The 18,407-nt window shown below is 29.6% G+C and carries 20 protein-coding genes and 1 riboswitch; of the genes, 5 read left to right on the top strand and 15 right to left on the bottom strand.

Annotated features, from left to right (window positions below; translation table 11 throughout):
* Positions 1 to 44: 44 nt before the first annotated feature.
* Positions 45 to 1,520 (top strand): protein adenylyltransferase SelO, encoded by a 1,476-nt coding sequence (locus tag AC5SL4_RS01435; protein ID WP_494587471.1) that lies wholly within the window; start codon positions 45 to 47, stop codon positions 1,518 to 1,520.
* A 9-nt stretch (positions 1,521 to 1,529) separates the two neighbouring features.
* On the opposite strand, the gene AC5SL4_RS01430 is transcribed toward AC5SL4_RS01435, so the two are convergent.
* The 3 genes from AC5SL4_RS01430 to AC5SL4_RS01420 are packed head-to-tail and all read right to left on the bottom strand — an operon-like array spanning position 1,530 to position 3,674.
* Positions 1,530 to 2,066 carry a class I SAM-dependent methyltransferase gene (locus AC5SL4_RS01430; protein ID WP_494587470.1) on the bottom strand — a complete coding sequence of 179 codons (537 nt, stop codon included), beginning with the start codon at positions 2,064 to 2,066 and terminating at the stop codon, positions 1,530 to 1,532.
* A gap of 28 nt (positions 2,067 to 2,094) precedes the next feature.
* Entirely contained in the window at positions 2,095 to 3,198 is a 1,104-nt protein-coding gene (locus tag AC5SL4_RS01425) for an NAD(P)/FAD-dependent oxidoreductase (RefSeq protein WP_011281860.1), read from the bottom strand.
* A gap of 8 nt (positions 3,199 to 3,206) precedes the next feature.
* Positions 3,207 to 3,674 carry a TspO/MBR family protein gene (locus tag AC5SL4_RS01420; RefSeq protein WP_494587469.1) on the bottom strand — a complete coding sequence of 156 codons (468 nt, stop codon included), beginning with the start codon at positions 3,672 to 3,674 and terminating at the stop codon, positions 3,207 to 3,209.
* A gap of 21 nt (positions 3,675 to 3,695) precedes the next feature.
* Between AC5SL4_RS01420 and AC5SL4_RS01415 the strand changes: the two genes are divergently transcribed.
* A complete protein-coding gene (locus AC5SL4_RS01415; protein WP_494587468.1) occupies positions 3,696 to 4,457 on the top strand; it encodes an SDR family NAD(P)-dependent oxidoreductase in 762 nt (253 codons plus the stop codon).
* On the opposite strand, the gene AC5SL4_RS01410 is transcribed toward AC5SL4_RS01415, so the two are convergent.
* From AC5SL4_RS01410 to AC5SL4_RS01365, 10 genes are all read right to left on the bottom strand, one after another.
* Positions 4,454 to 5,002, bottom strand: coding sequence for a DUF3833 domain-containing protein (locus tag AC5SL4_RS01410; protein WP_018413933.1), 549 nt, complete (start codon positions 5,000 to 5,002; stop codon positions 4,454 to 4,456). The two genes, AC5SL4_RS01415 and AC5SL4_RS01410, sit on opposite strands and share 4 nt — an antisense overlap.
* A gap of 13 nt (positions 5,003 to 5,015) precedes the next feature.
* Complete coding sequence (locus tag AC5SL4_RS01405; protein WP_494587467.1) at positions 5,016 to 6,194, bottom strand: class I SAM-dependent methyltransferase; 1,179 nt, start codon at positions 6,192 to 6,194, stop codon at positions 5,016 to 5,018.
* Positions 6,194 to 6,961 (bottom strand): DUF1365 domain-containing protein, encoded by a 768-nt coding sequence (locus AC5SL4_RS01400; protein ID WP_494587466.1) that lies wholly within the window; start codon positions 6,959 to 6,961, stop codon positions 6,194 to 6,196. Before AC5SL4_RS01400 ends, AC5SL4_RS01405 begins: the two co-directional genes overlap by 1 nt.
* Complete coding sequence (locus AC5SL4_RS01395; protein ID WP_271564715.1) at positions 6,954 to 8,198, bottom strand: NAD(P)/FAD-dependent oxidoreductase; 1,245 nt, start codon at positions 8,196 to 8,198, stop codon at positions 6,954 to 6,956. The genes AC5SL4_RS01400 and AC5SL4_RS01395 overlap by 8 nt, the downstream gene beginning before the upstream one ends.
* A 12-nt stretch (positions 8,199 to 8,210) precedes the next feature.
* The gene (gene gcvP, locus AC5SL4_RS01390) at positions 8,211 to 11,069 is read right to left on the bottom strand and encodes an aminomethyl-transferring glycine dehydrogenase (protein ID WP_494587465.1); all 2,859 of its coding nucleotides are present in this window, start codon (positions 11,067 to 11,069) and stop codon (positions 8,211 to 8,213) included.
* Positions 11,070 to 11,450 (bottom strand): glycine cleavage system protein GcvH, encoded by a 381-nt coding sequence (gene gcvH / locus AC5SL4_RS01385; RefSeq protein ID WP_006997244.1) that lies wholly within the window; start codon positions 11,448 to 11,450, stop codon positions 11,070 to 11,072. It abuts the gene before it with no gap.
* The gene (gene gcvT / locus AC5SL4_RS01380; RefSeq protein ID WP_494587464.1) at positions 11,447 to 12,553 is read right to left on the bottom strand and encodes a glycine cleavage system aminomethyltransferase GcvT; all 1,107 of its coding nucleotides are present in this window, start codon (positions 12,551 to 12,553) and stop codon (positions 11,447 to 11,449) included. The genes gcvH and gcvT overlap by 4 nt, the downstream gene beginning before the upstream one ends.
* Before the next feature lie 77 nt (positions 12,554 to 12,630).
* Positions 12,631 to 12,720, bottom strand: a riboswitch (glycine riboswitch).
* A 24-nt stretch (positions 12,721 to 12,744) separates the two neighbouring features.
* A complete protein-coding gene (locus tag AC5SL4_RS01375) occupies positions 12,745 to 13,626 on the bottom strand; it encodes a DMT family transporter (protein ID WP_011281851.1) in 882 nt (293 codons plus the stop codon).
* Positions 13,613 to 14,566: a 5-oxoprolinase subunit C family protein gene (locus AC5SL4_RS01370; RefSeq protein ID WP_494587463.1), complete on the bottom strand. Its 954-nt coding sequence runs from the start codon at positions 14,564 to 14,566 to the stop codon at positions 13,613 to 13,615. Before AC5SL4_RS01370 ends, AC5SL4_RS01375 begins: the two co-directional genes overlap by 14 nt.
* Positions 14,559 to 15,245, bottom strand: a complete 687-nt coding sequence (locus AC5SL4_RS01365) for a 5-oxoprolinase subunit B family protein (RefSeq protein WP_006997248.1) — start codon at positions 15,243 to 15,245, stop codon at positions 14,559 to 14,561. Before AC5SL4_RS01365 ends, AC5SL4_RS01370 begins: the two co-directional genes overlap by 8 nt.
* A 27-nt stretch (positions 15,246 to 15,272) precedes the next feature.
* On the opposite strand from AC5SL4_RS01365, the gene AC5SL4_RS01360 reads away from it, so the two are divergent.
* The 3 genes from AC5SL4_RS01360 to AC5SL4_RS01350 are packed head-to-tail and all read left to right on the top strand — an operon-like array spanning position 15,273 to position 17,197.
* Positions 15,273 to 16,046, top strand: a complete 774-nt coding sequence (locus AC5SL4_RS01360; RefSeq protein ID WP_494587462.1) for a 5-oxoprolinase subunit PxpA — start codon at positions 15,273 to 15,275, stop codon at positions 16,044 to 16,046.
* Between the two features lie 3 nt (positions 16,047 to 16,049).
* Positions 16,050 to 16,541, top strand: coding sequence for a tetratricopeptide repeat protein (locus AC5SL4_RS01355; protein WP_494587461.1), 492 nt, complete (start codon positions 16,050 to 16,052; stop codon positions 16,539 to 16,541).
* 41 nt (positions 16,542 to 16,582) lie between these two features.
* On the top strand, positions 16,583 to 17,197 hold the full coding sequence (locus AC5SL4_RS01350) for a YjbE family putative metal transport protein (protein WP_006997251.1): 615 nt from the start codon (positions 16,583 to 16,585) through the stop codon (positions 17,195 to 17,197).
* 1 nt (position 17,198) lies between these two features.
* On the opposite strand, the gene panB is transcribed toward AC5SL4_RS01350, so the two are convergent.
* Positions 17,199 to 17,972, bottom strand: coding sequence for a 3-methyl-2-oxobutanoate hydroxymethyltransferase (gene panB, locus AC5SL4_RS01345; protein WP_494587460.1), 774 nt, complete (start codon positions 17,970 to 17,972; stop codon positions 17,199 to 17,201).
* Positions 17,973 to 17,975: 3 nt separating this feature from the next.
* Positions 17,976 to 18,395, bottom strand: coding sequence for a VOC family protein (locus tag AC5SL4_RS01340; RefSeq protein ID WP_011281839.1), 420 nt, complete (start codon positions 18,393 to 18,395; stop codon positions 17,976 to 17,978).
* Between the last annotated feature and the right edge of the window lie 12 nt (positions 18,396 to 18,407).

Raw genomic sequence — 18,407 nt, 5'->3', positions numbered from 1 at the left:
ATTTTATAGGAGCTTTAGAAAATTATAAAGTTTATAATTTTAAAATGACTAATTCAAATATAGATATTGATAAAGCAGGTTGGTCATTTGATAACACATATGCAAAATTACCTGAGGATTTTTTAATTAAACAAGCTCCTATTCCAGTAAAATCTCCAGAACTTATAATTTTAAATAAAAATTTATCTAAAGATTTAAGTTTAGATTTTACAAATATTAAAGAAGAGAATTTATCTCAATTATTTTCTGGAAATTTATTGCCGACAGGTTCAAATTCAATTGCACAGGCATATGCAGGTCACCAATTTGGTCATTTTACAATGTTAGGTGACGGACGGGCTATTCTTATGGGAGAACATTTATCAAAAAACGGTGATAGATATGATATTCAATTTAAAGGTTCTGGAAAAACACCTTATTCAAGAAGTGGTGATGGTAGAGCAGCGCTTGGACCGATGCTAAGAGAATATATCATTAGTGAGGCAATGCATGAGCTGGGTGTGCCAACAACCAGAAGTTTAGCTGTTGTTAAAACTGGGGAAAATGTAATTAGAGAAACACTTTTACCAGGTGCTATATTAACTAGAATTGCTGCTAGTCATATCCGTGTAGGAACTTTTCAATACATTGCAGCCACTCAAAAGGAACAAAATTTAAAAGTTCTATTTAATTACGTAATCAATCGACACTATCCCAATATAAAGAATTCTAAAAACCAAGCTTTAGATTTGTTGAAAACAATAATGGATGTTCAAATTAATTTAGTTATTAATTGGATGCGTATTGGTTTTATTCATGGAGTGATGAACACTGATAATGTATCGATTTGTGGTGAAACAATTGATTATGGCCCTTGTGCTTTTATGGATGCTTATAATCCAGATACAGTCTTTAGTTCGATTGATCAACAAGCAAGATATTCATTCTCAAATCAACCAAAGATTATTAAATGGAACTTAGCAAGGTTTGTTGAGTGCATCATAACACTCATAGATAGCAACAAAGATAAAGCTATAGAAATTGCAACTGAAGTGATTAATTCATTTGAAAAAATTTATGAAGAAAAATGGCTGAATATGATGCGAGACAAATTAGGTTTATCTGGTGAAGGTATAAATGATCAAATTTTAATTATGGAGCTTCTAACATGGATGCATAAAAATAAGGCTGATTACACTAATACTTTTTGTTTTTTAATGAATGAAAAGTTTTCTAATAATGAAATTTATAATGATGAAAACTTTCTTATTTGGAAAGAAAAATGGAAGAGCCGCTTAAAATTAAATAATAATAATCAGGAAAAGTATTTAAAACTAATGCATTCGGTAAACCCAATAATTATTCCAAGAAATCATAAAGTTGAAGAAGCTTTAGCTGCTGCAAACAATGGTAATTTAGAAGTTATGAATAAATTATTAGCCGTTTTAAAAAAACCATACAAAAGTCAAAATAGTATTATTGATTTTCAGTCTCCTGCACCGTCTAGTGATAAACCTTATCAAACATTTTGTGGAACTTGATCTTTAGATTTATTTAAAAGCGATAATATTTAAACTGATTGGAAAACCATAAGGTTTATAATTACTTGTATCTTCAAATATATTGAAATTTATTACTTTTTCAATTTTTGTAAATTTAGCCTTTTCGAGAGCAGACTTTAAAAAACCAAAATTCCAACCAAAATAATGAAAATCATGATCATCGGTTTGACCTCCAAAGATCATTCTTAATACATGCATTTTTATTTCACCTTCAGTTTTTTCAATTTTAGTTGCATAATCTTTTAGTGGCATTAAAAAAAATTTAAATAAAACGTCTATGTCTGGAACTGACACATAAAACTTTCCACCTGTTTTTAAAACTCTATTTATTCCGCTTAAAGTACTTATAATTTTTTTTTGTGGAACATGCTCAAAAACATGGCTAGCATAAATTTCATCAATTGACTCTTTTTCAAATTGACTTAAATCAGAAATATCACCAATAAAATCTACACCTTCTTTATTTTGAATATTTAATATTTTCCATCCATTTTTTTTAATTTTACCACCAATATGAAGTTTCATAAAAAACTATACCATTTTTTATAAAAATTTATAATACATACGGTTCTGGTCTTGCATTATTATCAAGAACTCTTTCAACAGAAAAATCACTTATATCAATTGTTTGATAAGATCCTGTGGAAATTAATTCAGTTAATGCTCTTCCTATTCCAGGGGCTTGCATTAATCCTCTACCGGTAAAACCTGAAGCCATATATACATTTTCGTATTTAGGGTGTTTACCAACTACGGCATTGTTGTCTAATTTATTACAATCATAATAACCAGCCCATCCACCAGTTAATTTTAATTCTTCAAAAGCAGGAATTCTTTGTGCTAATGCAGGCCATACTAATTCTTCAAAATCATTCCAAGCTGGTTCTAGATCAGTAGCATCAAATACTGAATTAGGTGAACCTGCTAAATACTCTCCACCCTCAGGTCTCCAGTAAACGCCCGTTGTTAAATCTCCTGTTAATGGCATTTCTTTAATATATTTAGGACATTTAACTCTAAAAACTGTGTGTTTTTGGGGAACTACCGGAATATCTTTTAATAATTCTTTAGTCCAACATCCTGCTGCCGATATAATTGTTTTAGCTTTGATATCAGAAATATTTTTTACTTCGCCTTTAATAAATTCAGCACCTAATTCAATTGCCTTACTTTTTAAGGCGCTATGAAACATGAAAGGATCAATCCATCCCTCACTTTGGTTGTCAGTATAAGTTGCTGTTTCAATACCTTCACTATTTATATAAGGAAATATTTTTGATAGTTCAGAACCTTTGATATTTTTAGTTCCAGCTTCACAAGCTTCATGATTTTTTAAGGCTTCATATTGTTCCTCAGCATGCTCTGGACCAAACATTAACAAGTATCCATTTGTAACCATGCTTGCTGTAGGGTTTGGATTTTTTTCAGTTTTAAGTAATTCTGGTATTTGAAAAATAAATTCTCTAGCAAACTTTCCAAGTAATATGTTTTCTTTTTGAAAAAACTGTCTTCTAAATCCACCAAGGGACAATGGAAATGAAGCTGTTTTATAAGTTGGGTCTCTTTCTATAACTTTTACTTTTCTACCTTCTTTAGATAAAAAATAAGCTGTAGCAGTTCCAATTATTCCACCACCTACTATTACAACATCATCCATAATTTATTTTAATTTAATATGATTAAACTTATATTAAGAAGTAAAGCAAAGACACACCAAAGTAAATAAGGAATCATTAAATAATAACTATACAAGTTGACACGCTTAAATCTAATTATGAGAATAATTATCAATAAGATTAAAATTACTAATACAATCATAGCTAAAACTATTTTATGAAAAACAAAAAAAACTATACTCCAAGTTGTATTAAAAATTAAATGAATGAAATAAAGGTAAATAGTGTTCATGTCTCTATTTTTACTATGCCAAAATTTCCAGATAGCAATTGTCATAAAAAAATAGAGTGTTGTCCAAACTGGTGCAAAAATCCAATCTGGTGGATTAAATGAAGGTTTGATGATTAAAGAATACCAAGGCTCTTTAAAACCTACAGTAGCTAAACCTCCTATTGCAGATGCAGAAAAAGTTACAAGAGCAAACAATAAAAAAGATAAGAATTTGTTTTTTAACATATTTCTATTATACAATAGAATATGGAAGATAAAAAAGTTATTTGGATAACAGGTGCAAGTAGTGGAATTGGTAAGGCTCTTGCAATCAAATTTGCAGAAAATGGGTGGATGGTTGCTGCATCTGCAAGACGTGAAAATTTATTAAATGAACTTAAAAAAATTAATCAAAATATATTTCCTTTTCCTTTGGATGTTACTGAAGTAGATGCATGTAAATTAGTCGCAAAAGACATAATCAAACAATTTAATAATATTGATATCTGTGTGTTCGGTACTGGCATGCATGATCCAAAATCAGAGAAAAAATTTAATTTAGACAAGATAAGAGAAATAATGGAAGTTAATTATTTTGGAACCATGAATTCAATTAATTCAATCTATGATTATTTTTCTGAGAAAAAAAATGGCCAAATATCTATAATTTCTTCAGTTGCGGGCTATAGAGGATTACCTGCAGCTGGTGCATATTGTGCTTCAAAATCAGCACTTACCAGCTTTGCTGAAAGCTTAAACTTTGATATGAGAATGAAGAATGTGCGTGTTTCGTTAATCAGCCCCGGTTTCATAAAAACGCCTATGACTGATCAAAATAATTTTCCAATGCCCATGATCAAAACTCCAGAATTTGCTGCAGATGAAATTTATAAAGGATTAGTAATCAAAAAAGGTTTTGAAATACATTTCCCCAAAGCCTTTACCTATTTTTTAAAATTCCTTCAAATGCTACCTAGTAGTTTATATTTTAAACTAGTTGCTAGAGGTATGAAGAAGATTGATTATTAATTTTTTTTAAAGAAAACTGTCAATTCACCAACTTTAAATCCAAACTTTGTAAGTGTAGCTCGATTAATTGCAACATCTTCATCCTGTTTAAAAATCCAATCATCAAAAGAAACTTTAATATTCTTTCCTTTAAATGGGACCATTAAATCGTACTCAAATTTAAAAGCTGATCCATATTGATAACCTTTAGCTGTACCCACGACATCGGGTGCCGTTCCTTCGTAATAATTTTGATCAATCTTTTTGATTTTCCATATACGATTTTGTTTTTCTCCGTCTGTCCAATAAAAATCTTCTTTAAGAGTTAAAATATCTCCCTCAAAACTACCTGTCATATCAGCTTTAAACTGTCTAGTAACTTTACCACTACGGTCTTGTAGTAGACCCCATGCTTTAACCGGACCATTAAAATATTGCTCTATAGTCATAGTTGGTTCAGTGTTTTTAAAATCTGTCGGTTTCATAGAGTTATTGTTTATACAACTTGCTGTAAAGAATAAAGCAAATATTAATACTGTTAATCTAATTATCTTTAAGTTTATCATGTAGCTCCTATAGTTATTTATTTTGTAGTGAAAATTGAATTAAGTCTATGTTTTTTGATTTAAAACCAGCTTCACAATATGAAAGGTAAAATTCCCACATTTTTTTAAATTTTACATCAAAGCCTTGTTTTTTAATTAAGTCCCATTTTTTATTAAATATTTCTCTCCAAATAATCAAAGTCTCGGAGTAATGATTTGCATATGAATTATACTCACCAAATTTTAATCCATTTTTATCAACATAATTTTGTAATTCACTTTTTGAGGGTAAAAAACCACCTGGGAAAATATATTGTTGTATAAAATCTTTTTTATTTTTATATCTATTAAATAAACTATCATCGATAGTTATGGCTTGAATGCCCACGGTACCCGAGGGTGTTAAATTATTTTTAATTGTATTAAAATAACTATCTAAATAGTTTTGACCTACAGCCTCAATCATTTCTATTGATGCAATATGATCATATTTATCCTTTAAATCTCTATAATCTTTAATTTGAATATTTACTTTTTCATTAAGTCCACATCGATGAATTCTCTCTTTAGCAAATTCATATTGTTTTTTGGAAATAGTAATACAATCTAATTTAACATCATAATTAGTACCTAAATACTCAGCAAAACCACCCCAACCACAACCAATTTCTAAAATTTTATTACCACTTGAGGGTCTTATAAGATCAATTAGTTTTTGATATTTATTGTTCTGAGCTTCAAAAAGTTCTTGTTTGGGGCTTTCAAATATAGCACTGGAATAGGTTAAAGTTTTATCAAGCCATAATGAAAAAAAGTCATTTCCTAAATCATAATGTTTGGCAATATTTTCTTTACTTCTATTTTTAGTATTTTTTATAATTTTATTTTTAATAAAATTAATAAAAGGCAAATCGAAGATTCCAGAAAATTTATAAATGGTTTTTATATTCTTTGCTGTTAACTCAATCAAATCAGAAAGATTATTTGTTATAAAAAGATCTTTCATATAAGACTCTCCCAAACCAATACTTCCACTTTTAATCAAATTATAATTTAGGCTTTCATCTTTAATTTCTAAAAAAACTTTTAAATTTTCATCAGGGTTGCCAAACTTTAAAACTTCACCATTTACTTTTTTAATTTCAAGAAAACCATGTTTAATATTTTTTAATGCACTAAACACAATCAAATCTGAAATTTTGTAAATTAACATTAGTTTTCGATAGTAATATTATTCTTAATATTTAATTTTTTTTTTATAAATTTAATTCTTTTTGTCCATAATTTAAATGCCTCATAATGTATCGCTATAATGATTTTGAATGTCATTAATGGATGTTTTAAATAAGATTTAAGTAGGTTTCTATTGGTCAATTCACTTTTAATACCATCTTGTGAAGCGTATAATACTTTGCCAACTGGATCATTCAGATCAATTATTACAGATATTTTATTACCAGGTTTCAATAGTCTAAAAAAATAAATACAATTCATTTCTATAAATGGAGATACATGAAATTTCTTCTTACACATATGTTGAATCAGATTTTGGTCTTTTTTAGTTTTAAAAACATAAACATGTTGTTCGCCAAATGTGTTTTTTACTTCATATAAAATAGATATTAGATCAAAATTTTTGTCGTAGACATAAAAAACACTTAATGGATTAAATACATATCCAAATATTCTTGGGTAACATAAAAGTTTAATATGAACATCGTTAGTTTCAATATTATTTTTTCTAAGATTATCTAAAACCCATTCCTTAAGAGAGCTCCCATCTCTTGCTCCATGGTCTTTATCAAAGAAACTAATAATATTTAGTTTATTGTATGAAAATATCTTTAAAGTTTTGTGTAGTAAATCTATTTCCGATAAATCTATAAGAAGCGAAAATACATTGTAATTAAAACTATGAATTTTGGGCTTAAATCTTTTATGAATTACATTTCCTGTATAAATATAAGAATTTTTAATCATTAAGTGTTTTTAGCATATCAATAGAGGACTTTATTCCATCCTCGTGAAAACCATAACCAAAATAACTACCACAAAATAAAATATGTTTTTTATTTTGAATTTTATGCAGGTTACTTTGATTGGTTAATGCTTCTGTATCGTAATAAGGGTGAGTAAATGCTACTTTTTTAAATATCTTATCATTTGGAATTTCTTTAAATGGATTAATTGTTAAAAAAATATTTCTATCTATCTTTAAATTTTGTAACTGATTTATCCAATATGTTACAGCTGTCTTTTCATTATTATTTGAGTCCATTGAAGAATTCCAAGCACACCATGCTTTTTTATTTTTAGGCATAACACTTTCATCAAAATGTATTACTGCAGTGTTTGCTCTATATTTAAATTTTCTTAATATTGACTTCTCGTCTAGTGTTGGATTATCAATTATCTTTAATGCTTCGTCTGCATGAGTTGCTATTACAACTTTATCATATTCAAAGAACTCATTTTCCTCCCCATAAAAAATTTTAGCACCTAAATCATTTCTAGTGATTTTATTTATATTGTAATTCTTAAAATGTTCTCCACTAACTTGGCCTATTATCTTATCGACATAAGTTTTGCTTCGATTTGTAACCGTAAACCATTGAGGTCTATCTTTAATTTTAAACAGTCCATGATTCTTGAAAAAGCTTAGAAAAAAAGATAATGGCATTTGTTTCGCTTCATATGGAGGCATCGACCATATAGCAGATACCATTGGTATAATATGATAATTAATAAAATATTCTGAAATTTTTATTTCTGTTAAATACTCCCCTAATGTTATCGAACTAATTTTTTTAATTTCTATTTTTTCACAGTTTTTATAAAAGCTTAAAATTTCAAAAAACATTTTTAAGAATTTTGGATTAAATAAATTTTTTTTATTAGAAAAAATTCCACCTAATCCTTTTCCACAATATTCTAATCCACTATTTTCTACAGTAACAGAAAATGACATATCACTTTTTTCAATCTCTATTTTATTTTCTAAAAAAAAATTAATTAAATTTGGATATGTTTGCTTATTAAAAACCATAAATCCAATATCTATTGGAATTTCTTTGTTAGGGTTGTAAGCAACCTTTATTGTATTTGCGTGACCCCCAAATTGATTTTCTTTTTCAAATAAATCAACTTTATGTTTTTTAGATAGGTAATAAGCAGCACTTAATCCTGATATACCAGCACCTACTACAGCAATTTTCATCTTAGTAAATATCTAAGCAGCTGTGTCTTCGTACTCTTCCATAGATGGACATGTGCAAAACAAGTTTTTATCTCCATAAACATTATCTACTCTACCAACTGGAGGCCAATATTTATTTGTTCTTAAAAACTCTGAAGGATAAGCGGCCTCTTCTCTTTCATACTTATGATCCCACTTATTGGATGTTAATTCAACGTGAGTATGTGGCGCATTCTTCAATGGGTTGTCAGTCTTGTCATATTCACCCGACTGAATTTTATCTATTTCTTGTTTTATTTTTATAAGAGTAGAACAAAATTTATCAATTTCACTCAAACTTTCACTTTCTGTAGGTTCAATCATCATTGTACCAGCAACAGGCCAAGACATTGTTGGAGCATGGTAGCCAAAATCAATCAATCGCTTTGCAATATCTTCTTCAGTGATCCCTGTTTCACTTTTTATCGTTCTAATATCAATGATACATTCATGAGCTACATTGCCACTTTTACCCTTATATAAAATTGGAAAAGAGTCTTTTAATTTGTGGGCAATATAATTTGCATTTAGTATTGCAACTTGTGATGCTTTTCTTAAGCCTTCAGAACCCATCATCTTTATATACATCCATGAAATCGATAAGATACTTGAGCTACCCCAAGGAGCTGCAGATACCGCTCCCATTCCAGTCACTGGACCACAATCTTTTATCACAGAATGTTTTGGCAAAAATATTTCTAAATGTTTTTTACAGGCTATTGGTCCCATACCAGGTCCACCACCACCATGAGGTATACAAAATGTTTTATGCAAATTTATATGACAAACATCTGGTCCAAAATTTCCTGGTTTTGCAATACCTACTAATGCATTTAAGTTAGCTCCATCCATGTAAACTTGTCCACCATGATTATGAATTAACTCACATATGTCAGTTATTTTTTCTTCAAATACACCATGTGTTGATGGATAAGTGACCATAAGGGCAGCTAAATTTTCTGAATGTTCTTCAGCTTTATTTTTTAAATCTTCATAGTCTACGTTTCCATATTGATCACATTTAACAACAACTACTTTCATACCAACCATTTGAGCACTAGCCGGGTTTGTGCCATGCGCTGAACTTGGAATTAAACAAACATTACGATTCGTTTCACCATTTTTTTCATGAAATTTACGTATTACCATTAGACCAGCAAACTCTCCTTGAGCACCAGCATTTGGTTGCAATGAAACTCCAGAAAATCCAGTAATTGATCTCAACCAGTTTTTCAAATCTGTAAATAATTCTCTATAACCATCCATTTGCTCTACAGGAGAAAAAGGATGTGGCTGTGAAAATTCTTTCCAGGTAACTGGTATCATTTCTGCAACTGCATTAAGTTTCATAGTGCACGAGCCTAAGGCAATCATAGATTTATTTAAAGCAATGTCAGAGTCTTCTAATTTTTTTAAATATCTAAGCATTTCTGTTTCCGAATGATAACTATTAAAAACTGGATGATCTAAATAAGTTGAAGTTCTTAATAGGTTTTTTGGAATATTAGATAAACTTTCATTCATATTTTCTTTAATTGTTTCTGAACAATTAAAGATTTTTAGTAACTGATTTGCTCTATAAAGATTTTTTCTCTCATCAAAAGATACTGCTAACATTTCAGAACTCACTTTTCTGATGTTCACTCCTTGATCTAAAGCATTTTTGTATATCTTCTCTGTTTTATCTAGAGTTTTTATTGTAACCGTATCAAAAAATTCATTTGAATAAAGTTCATAACCAGATTGCTTTAGTTTATCTGCAAAATTTTTAGTTAATTGAGAGACACTTTCTGCAATTTTTTTAATTCCTTGTGGACCATGATAGACCGCATATGCTGCAGAAACTATTGCCAATAATGCTTGTGCAGTACAAATATTACTTGTAGCTTTGTCTCTTCTTATATGTTGCTCTCTTGTTTGAAGGGCAAGTCTATATGCTTTTTTCCCATGTCTATCTACTGACACACCTACTATTCTGCCTGGCATTGATCTTTTATATTCATCTTTTGTAGCAAAAAATGCTGCATGGGGACCACCATAACCCATTGGAATTCCGAAACGTTGAGAGCTACCGACAGCAATATCGGCACCTAACTCAGCAGGTGTTTTTAGTTTAGCGAGTGCTAGCAAATCACATGCTAAAACTGCTTTTCCATTAAATTTATGTATTTTACTAATAGCCTCACTTGGGTCTTTAATATCTCCAAGAGTTCCTGGATATTGAATGATACCACATATAATATTTTCTTTAATATCTTTATCTTCGTCACCAACTATTATTTCTAGGCCTAAAGGTTCAGCTCTTGTTTTAATCACATCAATTGTTTGAGGATGACAATTTTTTGAAACAAAAACTTTTTTAGACTCAGACTTAGATATTCTATAACTCAATCCCATAGCTTCCGCTGCAGCTGTTCCTTCATCTAAAAGAGAGGCATTAGCGATATCCATTCCAGTAAAGTCAATTATCATTTGTTGAAAATTTAATAACATTTCCAATCTGCCTTGTGCTACTTCTGGCTGATAAGGGGTATAAGAAGTATACCATCCTGGATTTTCTAAAATATTTCTAAGTATTACATAGGGAGTATAAGTTCCATAATAACCCATTCCTATAAAGCTAGAATAAATCTTATTTTTTTTAGAAATATCTTTTAATTTTCTAAGTGCTTTATATTCAGAATTTGGATCACCAATATCCAAATCATCTTTAAGAAGAATTTTTTCTGGTACAGTATCTTTTATTAAATCATCAAGATTTTGGTATCCCAACTCTTTAAGCATAACATTTTGTTCATCAATAGATGGACCTATATGTCTTTGTATAAAATCTTTTTGAGCATTCTTTAACATTTAACTACCACTTTCTTTTGAAAATTTTTCGTATTCTTCTTTATTCATTAATGAATCCATTTCAGACTTATCAGTAATTTTTAATTTAAAAAACCATGCTTCATTTTCTGGATCAGAATTAACTTTTGCAGGATCGTCAACAATGGCTTGGTTATTTTCGATAATTTCTCCAGATACAGGAGTATAAATATCACTTGCAGCCTTTGTAGATTCTACAACTCCAGCATTGCCATCTTTAACTACAGAAGATCCTATTTCTGGTAACTCTACGAAAACAATATCTCCTAGCATTTCGGTTGCATGTTGTGTAATTCCTACAACAGCAGTGTCTCCATCTAACTTTATCCACTCGTGTTCTTTAGAATATTTTACTTCACTCATTTACTAGCTCCTTTCACATAACTTTTTTTATAAAATGGCAAATTACTTATAATTGCCGGATATTTTTTTCCTCTCACTTCTAAAAAAACCTTAGTATCAATTTTAGAAAATGAATTTTCTACATAACCCATTGCAACTGGGGCCTGAACGCTGGGTCCAAAAGTTCCACTTGTAATTTCCCCAATATTTTTATCATCCTCACTAAATATTGAAGTTTTTTCACGGGCTATAATTCTTCCTTCTGGCTTAATACCTACGCGGATTTTGTTTACTCCTTTCTCGATTTGAGATTTAATTTTTTCACATCCAATAAACCCACCCTCAAGAATTCTATTTTTTGATATCGCCCATTTTAAATTTGCTTCTACTGGGCTTTTATTAATATCCATGTCATGACCATACAAACAAAGTCCCGCCTCTAGTCTCAAGGTATCTCTGGCACCTAATCCAATTAAATTAGCCCCTTCATCTATGAGTTTTTGCACAAACGCTTCTGCGTTCTCATTTTTGATAGATATCTCAAATCCATCTTCACCGGTATAACCTGATCTTGTGATATAAATATCCTCTTTAAGATAATTAAACGTATCACCATTCATAAATTTTAGATCTGATACTCCATTGATTATCTTTTCTAGTATTTGGACTGCTTTAGGGCCTTGAATTGCTATAAGCGATAGCTCTTCACTTAAAATCATTTCATACTTATCTTCTAACAATTTAGTTAAAAGTTTAAAATCTGTACTCTTACAAGCAGCATTTAATACAATGTTAAAACCACCTTCAACTTTTGTGATAATTAAATCATCATAAATTCCTGCTTCATCATTCATTAAAAAACTATATTTGGATTGATTTAATTTAGCCTTACTCAATTCAGCTGGAAAAATTTTTTCAAGATCTTTTGCCAACTTATCATCTCCTTTAATGAATAACTGACCCATATGGGACACATCAAAAATACCTGCATTTTCTCTTGTACTTTTGTGTTCCTCAATAATTCCTTTAGAATATTGAATTGGCATTTGATACCCAGCAAATGGAACAAACTTAGCTCCATGCTTTTGATGTAAACTGTAAAGTGCGGTTTTTAAAATATCCATATTAACTTACTGTACCCATCTGTATGTTTGCCTGAGAGTTTTATTCCGTCGGCGAGAACTTAATCTCTTTCCAGAGTTAATATGTTACGGTCCTTTTGCCTGAGAGATTCCTGGGTGGTTGCTCCTTCGGCGCTACGATTGTTTGTAGTCTCTCCCGTATATAAGAATAATCTACCAGATATGTAACAGAGTCAATTAATAATTTTTTCTTTTTTATTTGAAAAAAGTAGTGAGTAAAATTGCAATAATACTGCAAAAAGAATTACTCCTCCTCCGATTAAAGTAAATAAAGAAGGTCGTTCAGCTGCAAATAAAAAGGCCCACATTGGCCCCAACACAGATTCGGATAACATGATTATACCAACCATTGCAGATGGTGTACTACGTGCACCCATAGTTATAAATATAAAACCAAATCCTACTTGAAAAAAACCTGCTGTAAAACCTAAAAATATATCATGTGAAGAAATCATAAGCTTCTCAGATAATAAAAATCCAATAAAGCATGAACTCACACCAGCTATAAATTGAGCTGGCACCATGTCAACTGTAGGAAATTTTCTAACAATTATAATTAAGACTGCAAATGTAATTGGCATGCTAAAAGCCGCTAAGTTTCCAGACATCTCTCCTGGTGATAAAGAATTACCTACCATTAATAGGACACCCGTAATTGCTAAAATAATTGAAGCTAAAGTAATAGATGAAATTGTTTCTTTTAAAAATAAATAACCAAATATTGCTAAAAAGAGTATTTGCGTCGAAATAATAAAATTAGTATTGGCAACAGTTGTATTATACATCGCAAAGACGTACCCACAAAAACCAAATGATAAAATAACTCCGCCAATAAGTCCTGGTAAACCTGAATCGTAAAACGCTTTAAATAATTTTTTTTTATAAGTAATTATTAAAAAAAGTAAGACTGTAAGCGAAAAAAATAAAGATCTCCAAAATAATATTTGCCATAATGTTGATCCTTCAAATGATTTAACAATTAAGCCTCCAAAGCTTAAGCAGCAAGCTCCCATAAAAACTAATATAGGACCTGGAATTTTATTAATTACATTCATTTAAATATTTATTTGTATCTTCTGTATATGCTTTAAATATATTCTGAGCTTCTTCAAGACTTACTTCCTTAAAATTTATAATAGTGCCTGGTGTCAATTGACCTACTCGATCTAAGTCTGCTGAAATAACAACACCTATTTTGGGATATCCACCTATAGTTCCGTGATCAGACAACATAACAATAGGGTTTCCATCAGCAGGTACTTGTATTACTCCTTTTACAAGACCTTCAGATTTTATATTAGAGCCAACAATGTTTTCTAACTTGGGACCACTTAGTCTAATACCCATTCTATCTGCTAATTTAGTAACTGAAAATTCTTTGTTAAAAAAATTATTTTGAGCCTCTGTTGAAAAATAATCAAAATTAGTACCCTTAATAACTCTAATTATATTATCTGGAACTTCTTTATAATTAATTTCTGTTTCTTCAATTTTTTTAAAATCTGAATTTTTTATAAAAATTTTATCTTTTATAGAATATTTTTTTCCATTATTTGGACCAACATTTGCCTTGGTATTTATAGAATAACTATTCCATGTTTTGTTCAATTCTAAACCCCCACTAATTGATAAATATCCATAAGCAGTATTTTTTGTTGATATTAAATCAATTTGATCTTCGTCTTCTAAAATATAGTTTTTATAACAAACACCATTTTCAATGTTTGAATTTTTTCTAATTATCTTGAAAAGCACATCCCCAGTAACACTAAGATTAATTTTCCCATTTTTTAATTTTAGAAGTGGACCCTGATAAGCAAATTCAATAACAGCTTCATCTAAATTATTACCAACTAACTTATTGCTTAGTTTATAATTTCTTTGATCAATTGCCCCACTTACAGTAATACCCACATAATACATGTGATTTCTTCCTCTATCCTGAATGGTTGTGTTAACTCCTGATCTTATAATTTCAAAATATGAATTACTCATTCCAGTCTAGATACTCCTCCTTAGAAATTTGATAAAAGATCACTTTGTTACCTGGTTTAATTAAGGTTGGATCTAATAAATTTGATTTATCAAAAACCTTTTTTGGTGTGTTGCCGATAATATTCCAGCCACCAGGGCTTTCAAAAGTGTAAATATTTGTAAATTGTTCGGTTATGGCCACAGAGCCTTTTGGAACTTTTACTCTTGGCGTTTCCAATCTATCGCATCTGATACCTTTATTAATATCTCCTAGAAAAGGCATGCCAGCAATAAATCCTGTCATGTAGCAAAAATATTCCTTACCAAAATATAGTTCTAATATTTTATCTTTATCTATATTCAATTTTTTAGTTAGCCTCAAAAAATCTAGTCCATACTCATCATCACAACAAACTGGTATTCTAATTTTTTGATTATTATCTTTAATATCTCTACTAATAGTTAAACCTTCTATAAAATTTTTGATTTTTTTATAGTTGGTTATAGATAAATCAAAATTAATGATTAATTTATTATAAGAAGGTGTTAAATTAATTATTCCTTCAATTTTTTTATCTTTTATTAATTTTGATATATGGTGAAAATAATCTATGACATTTGCATTTATTTTTTCATTAACCTCTGAGCCAAAATCACAATATACTGCCGCATCACCAAGATTTGATATATTTTTAACCATGCCATGTTATACTAGAGAGTAAAGAGTATGGAAATTAATATCAATTGTGATTTAGGAGAAAAATCTAAGTTTCATTCTATCGAGAATGATCCAGAATTACTCAATATTGTAAATTCTGCCAACATTGCATGTGGTTACCATGCAGGTGATGAACAAACAATGGAGATGGTTATTCAAATTTCAAAAAGAAATGGTGTTAGCTTGGGTGCCCATCCATCATTTAAAGATCCTGAAAACTTTGGAAGAAAAAGAATGAATTTAAGTTCCTTAGAAATAAAAAAACTAATTTTCGACCAATATGAAATATTACAAAAAATTGCTCAAAAATATAATGAAAATGTTACTCATATTAAACCCCATGGGGCTCTTAATAACATGGCTTGTGAAGATCTGGAATTAGCCACAACTCTAGCTGTGGCCATTAAAGAGATTAATAAAGATATTATTTATCTGGTACCAACAGGTTCGCAAATGGAAGTTGCTGCTAAGAAAAATGGTTTGAAAATAGCTTGTGAAATTTTTGCAGATAGAAATTATGAAGATAATGGAAATTTAATTTCTAGAAGTAAACCAAACGCTTTAATCACTGACCCTGAATTAGCAAAAAATCATGTGTTGAGTATGGTTAAAAATCAGGCAATAAATTGTCTCAGTGGTAAACAGATACCTTGTGAGATTGACTCGGTTTGTATACATGGTGACAATGAAAGCTCATTGGCAACTGCAAAATCTATCAGGAATAATTTGGTTGATAATGGCTTAGAACTAAAACCTTTAAATAAAATGGATAAATTTAATTAAAATATGAAAAAACTTATTTATACTTTACTAATAATTATAGCACTCACTAATAATTCATTTGCAGCAGGAAGTAGCAGTGATAGCGATTCTACTCCTAAAGCTTCAGACTACACAAAAGCAAAAAATTTAATTGAAGCTGCTAAAAAATATGAAAAAAAAGGAAAAATTGACAAAGCACAAGAAAGATATGCTAAAGCACAGAAACTTCTTTTAAAATCTAATGATAAAAAACCATTACAGACAGATACTTTAAATTATTTAGGTTTTACTACTAGAAAACTTGGAGATTATGAAAAAGGTGAGAAATTTTACTTACAAGGCCTAGAAATTGAACCTAATCATAATGGAATAAATGAGTACCTTGGTGAGCTTTATGTAGTTACAAACCGAATAGATATGGCTAAAGAAAGGTTAGAAGTTTTAAAAACCTGTAACTGTGAAGAATATGAGGAGCTAAAAGAAATTATCGACGGTTCAAAGAAGTCTAAATATTAAAACATTGAATTAAAATAATTATTTAATATTATAAAAAAATCTTGATCGAAGAATTCATAATTTTAACTCAAATCATCTTTATTGATATCATCTTAGCAGCTGATAATGCTATTATCATTGGATTAATTGCTGCTAACTTTGTACCAAAAAATAGAAAGCAAATAATTCTCTGGGGTGTAGCTGGAGCTTTAGTTTTTAAAATTATTTTTGCTCTTTTTGCTACTTACTTATTTGAATTTTATTATATTAAAATTTTAGGTGGACTACTTCTAATTTGGATTGTTAATGATTTAAGGAAAGATTTAGTTGAAATGAAGAATAAGATTAAATCACCAGTAAAAAAATCAACAGAACCTTCATTTGTAAAAAGTATTTATAAAGTTTTATTTGCAGATATTACAATAAGTTTTGATAACGTTATTGGGGTAGTTGGTGCTGCAAAAGGTCATTTTGGTTTCATGATATTTGGTCTTGTTTTATCTGTAGTATTAACTGGAGCATTAGCTACTTATTTAGCTAATTATATTCAAAAAAACTTATGGATAGCCTATGTAGGGTTAGGTTTTATTTTAATTGTAGCTCTTCAATTAATAATTGGTGGTTTAAATGATTATGGCGTCTTATCAATTAACGAAACATTCAAACAATATTTTTAATTTAGTATGAATGTTTTTTAGTAGGAAACTTACTTCTTATTACATCTTTCTTAAACTTTAGTGCAGCATCATTTATTTGTTTTTCAATATTTGAATACCTTTTCACAAATCTAGCTTTAATTTTATTCAGACCTATCAAGTCGTCAGTAACTAAAACTTGACCATCACAATGTACTGATGCCCCAATTCCAATTGTAGGAACTTTAACAGTTTTAGTAATTTCTTTTGCTAACGAGCTTTCAACACACTCTAAAACTATTGAAAATACACCAGCATCTTCTAAAAGTTTAGAATCTCTTAAAATAATTTTTCTTTCTGCTATTTCTTTTCCTTTAAATTTAAAATTTGTTGCAGATTGCGGTAGAACACCAAGATGCCCCATCACAGGAATTTTATTCTTAATTAAAGTTTTAATTATTTGAATTACTTTTTTACCCCCCTCAAGCTTGATTGCATCACACCTCGTTGTAGAGATTATTTTTTTTGCATTACTTAAGGCTTCCTTTGAGTTACGGTAAGTATTATGAGGCATGTCTACTACCATTAAACTTTTTTTAACACCCATTCTTACACTTTTAGAATGTTCAATCATCATATCCAATGTCACTTTTTTTGTAGAAGAAAAACTATAAAGTACAGAGCCAAGGGAGTCGCCTACCAATACAAGGTCACAGTGTCTATCTATTATTGATGCTATATTTTTAGAGTAAGCAGTAAGACTTATAATTTTAGTTTTATTTTTTTTTTTAATAAAGTTTAAGATTTTTTTATTCATTTTTTACCAAACACCTTCATTTTTCATTGAGGCCCAAGGTTCTTTAATTTCTAAATTACCCTCTTGTAAGATTTCTATAGAAATATTGTCTGGAGATCTGACAAATGCCATATGACCATCTCTAGGTGGTCTATTAATTGTATATCCCATATCTTGAAGTCTCTCACATGTTTGATAAATATTTTCAACACGGTATGCTAAGTGACCAAAATTACGAGATCCATCACCTAACTCATCACCATCCCAATTGTAGGTTAGCTCTAGTTCGGCTTTTTCATCGCCAGGTGCTGCTAGAAAAATTAAGGTAAATCTACCTTGCTCATTTTCCATTCTTCTAGTTTCAATTAAACCTAATCCCTTACAGTAGAAATCTAATGATTTTTCAACGTCTGAGATTCTGATCATGGTGTGTAAATATTTCATAATATTATGTAC

This window comes from Candidatus Pelagibacter sp. PS_02 (assembly GCF_059418065.1).
This window is presented reverse-complemented; position numbering and strand designations above follow the sequence as displayed.

Bases quoted from the DNA above. Each gene is read 5' to 3' on its own strand.
- AC5SL4_RS01435 (WP_494587471.1), top strand. From the start codon at position 45: ATGACTAATTCAAATATAGATATTGATAAAGCAGGTTGGTCATTTGAT.
- AC5SL4_RS01430 (WP_494587470.1), bottom strand. From the start codon at position 2,066: ATGAAACTTCATATTGGTGGTAAAATTAAAAAAAATGGATGGAAAATA.
- AC5SL4_RS01425 (WP_011281860.1), bottom strand. From the start codon at position 3,198: ATGGATGATGTTGTAATAGTAGGTGGTGGAATAATTGGAACTGCTACA.
- AC5SL4_RS01420 (WP_494587469.1), bottom strand. From the start codon at position 3,674: ATGTTAAAAAACAAATTCTTATCTTTTTTATTGTTTGCTCTTGTAACT.
- AC5SL4_RS01415 (WP_494587468.1), top strand. From the start codon at position 3,696: ATGGAAGATAAAAAAGTTATTTGGATAACAGGTGCAAGTAGTGGAATT.
- AC5SL4_RS01410 (WP_018413933.1), bottom strand. From the start codon at position 5,002: ATGATAAACTTAAAGATAATTAGATTAACAGTATTAATATTTGCTTTA.
- AC5SL4_RS01405 (WP_494587467.1), bottom strand. From the start codon at position 6,194: ATGTTAATTTACAAAATTTCAGATTTGATTGTGTTTAGTGCATTAAAA.
- AC5SL4_RS01400 (WP_494587466.1), bottom strand. From the start codon at position 6,961: ATGATTAAAAATTCTTATATTTATACAGGAAATGTAATTCATAAAAGA.
- AC5SL4_RS01395 (WP_271564715.1), bottom strand. From the start codon at position 8,198: ATGAAAATTGCTGTAGTAGGTGCTGGTATATCAGGATTAAGTGCTGCT.
- gcvP (WP_494587465.1), bottom strand. From the start codon at position 11,069: ATGTTAAAGAATGCTCAAAAAGATTTTATACAAAGACATATAGGTCCA.
- gcvH (WP_006997244.1), bottom strand. From the start codon at position 11,450: ATGAGTGAAGTAAAATATTCTAAAGAACACGAGTGGATAAAGTTAGAT.
- gcvT (WP_494587464.1), bottom strand. From the start codon at position 12,553: ATGGATATTTTAAAAACCGCACTTTACAGTTTACATCAAAAGCATGGA.
- AC5SL4_RS01375 (WP_011281851.1), bottom strand. From the start codon at position 13,626: ATGAATGTAATTAATAAAATTCCAGGTCCTATATTAGTTTTTATGGGA.
- AC5SL4_RS01370 (WP_494587463.1), bottom strand. From the start codon at position 14,566: ATGAGTAATTCATATTTTGAAATTATAAGATCAGGAGTTAACACAACC.
- AC5SL4_RS01365 (WP_006997248.1), bottom strand. From the start codon at position 15,245: ATGGTTAAAAATATATCAAATCTTGGTGATGCGGCAGTATATTGTGAT.
- AC5SL4_RS01360 (WP_494587462.1), top strand. From the start codon at position 15,273: ATGGAAATTAATATCAATTGTGATTTAGGAGAAAAATCTAAGTTTCAT.
- AC5SL4_RS01355 (WP_494587461.1), top strand. From the start codon at position 16,050: ATGAAAAAACTTATTTATACTTTACTAATAATTATAGCACTCACTAAT.
- panB (WP_494587460.1), bottom strand. From the start codon at position 17,972: ATGAATAAAAAAATCTTAAACTTTATTAAAAAAAAAAATAAAACTAAA.
- AC5SL4_RS01340 (WP_011281839.1), bottom strand. From the start codon at position 18,395: ATGAAATATTTACACACCATGATCAGAATCTCAGACGTTGAAAAATCA.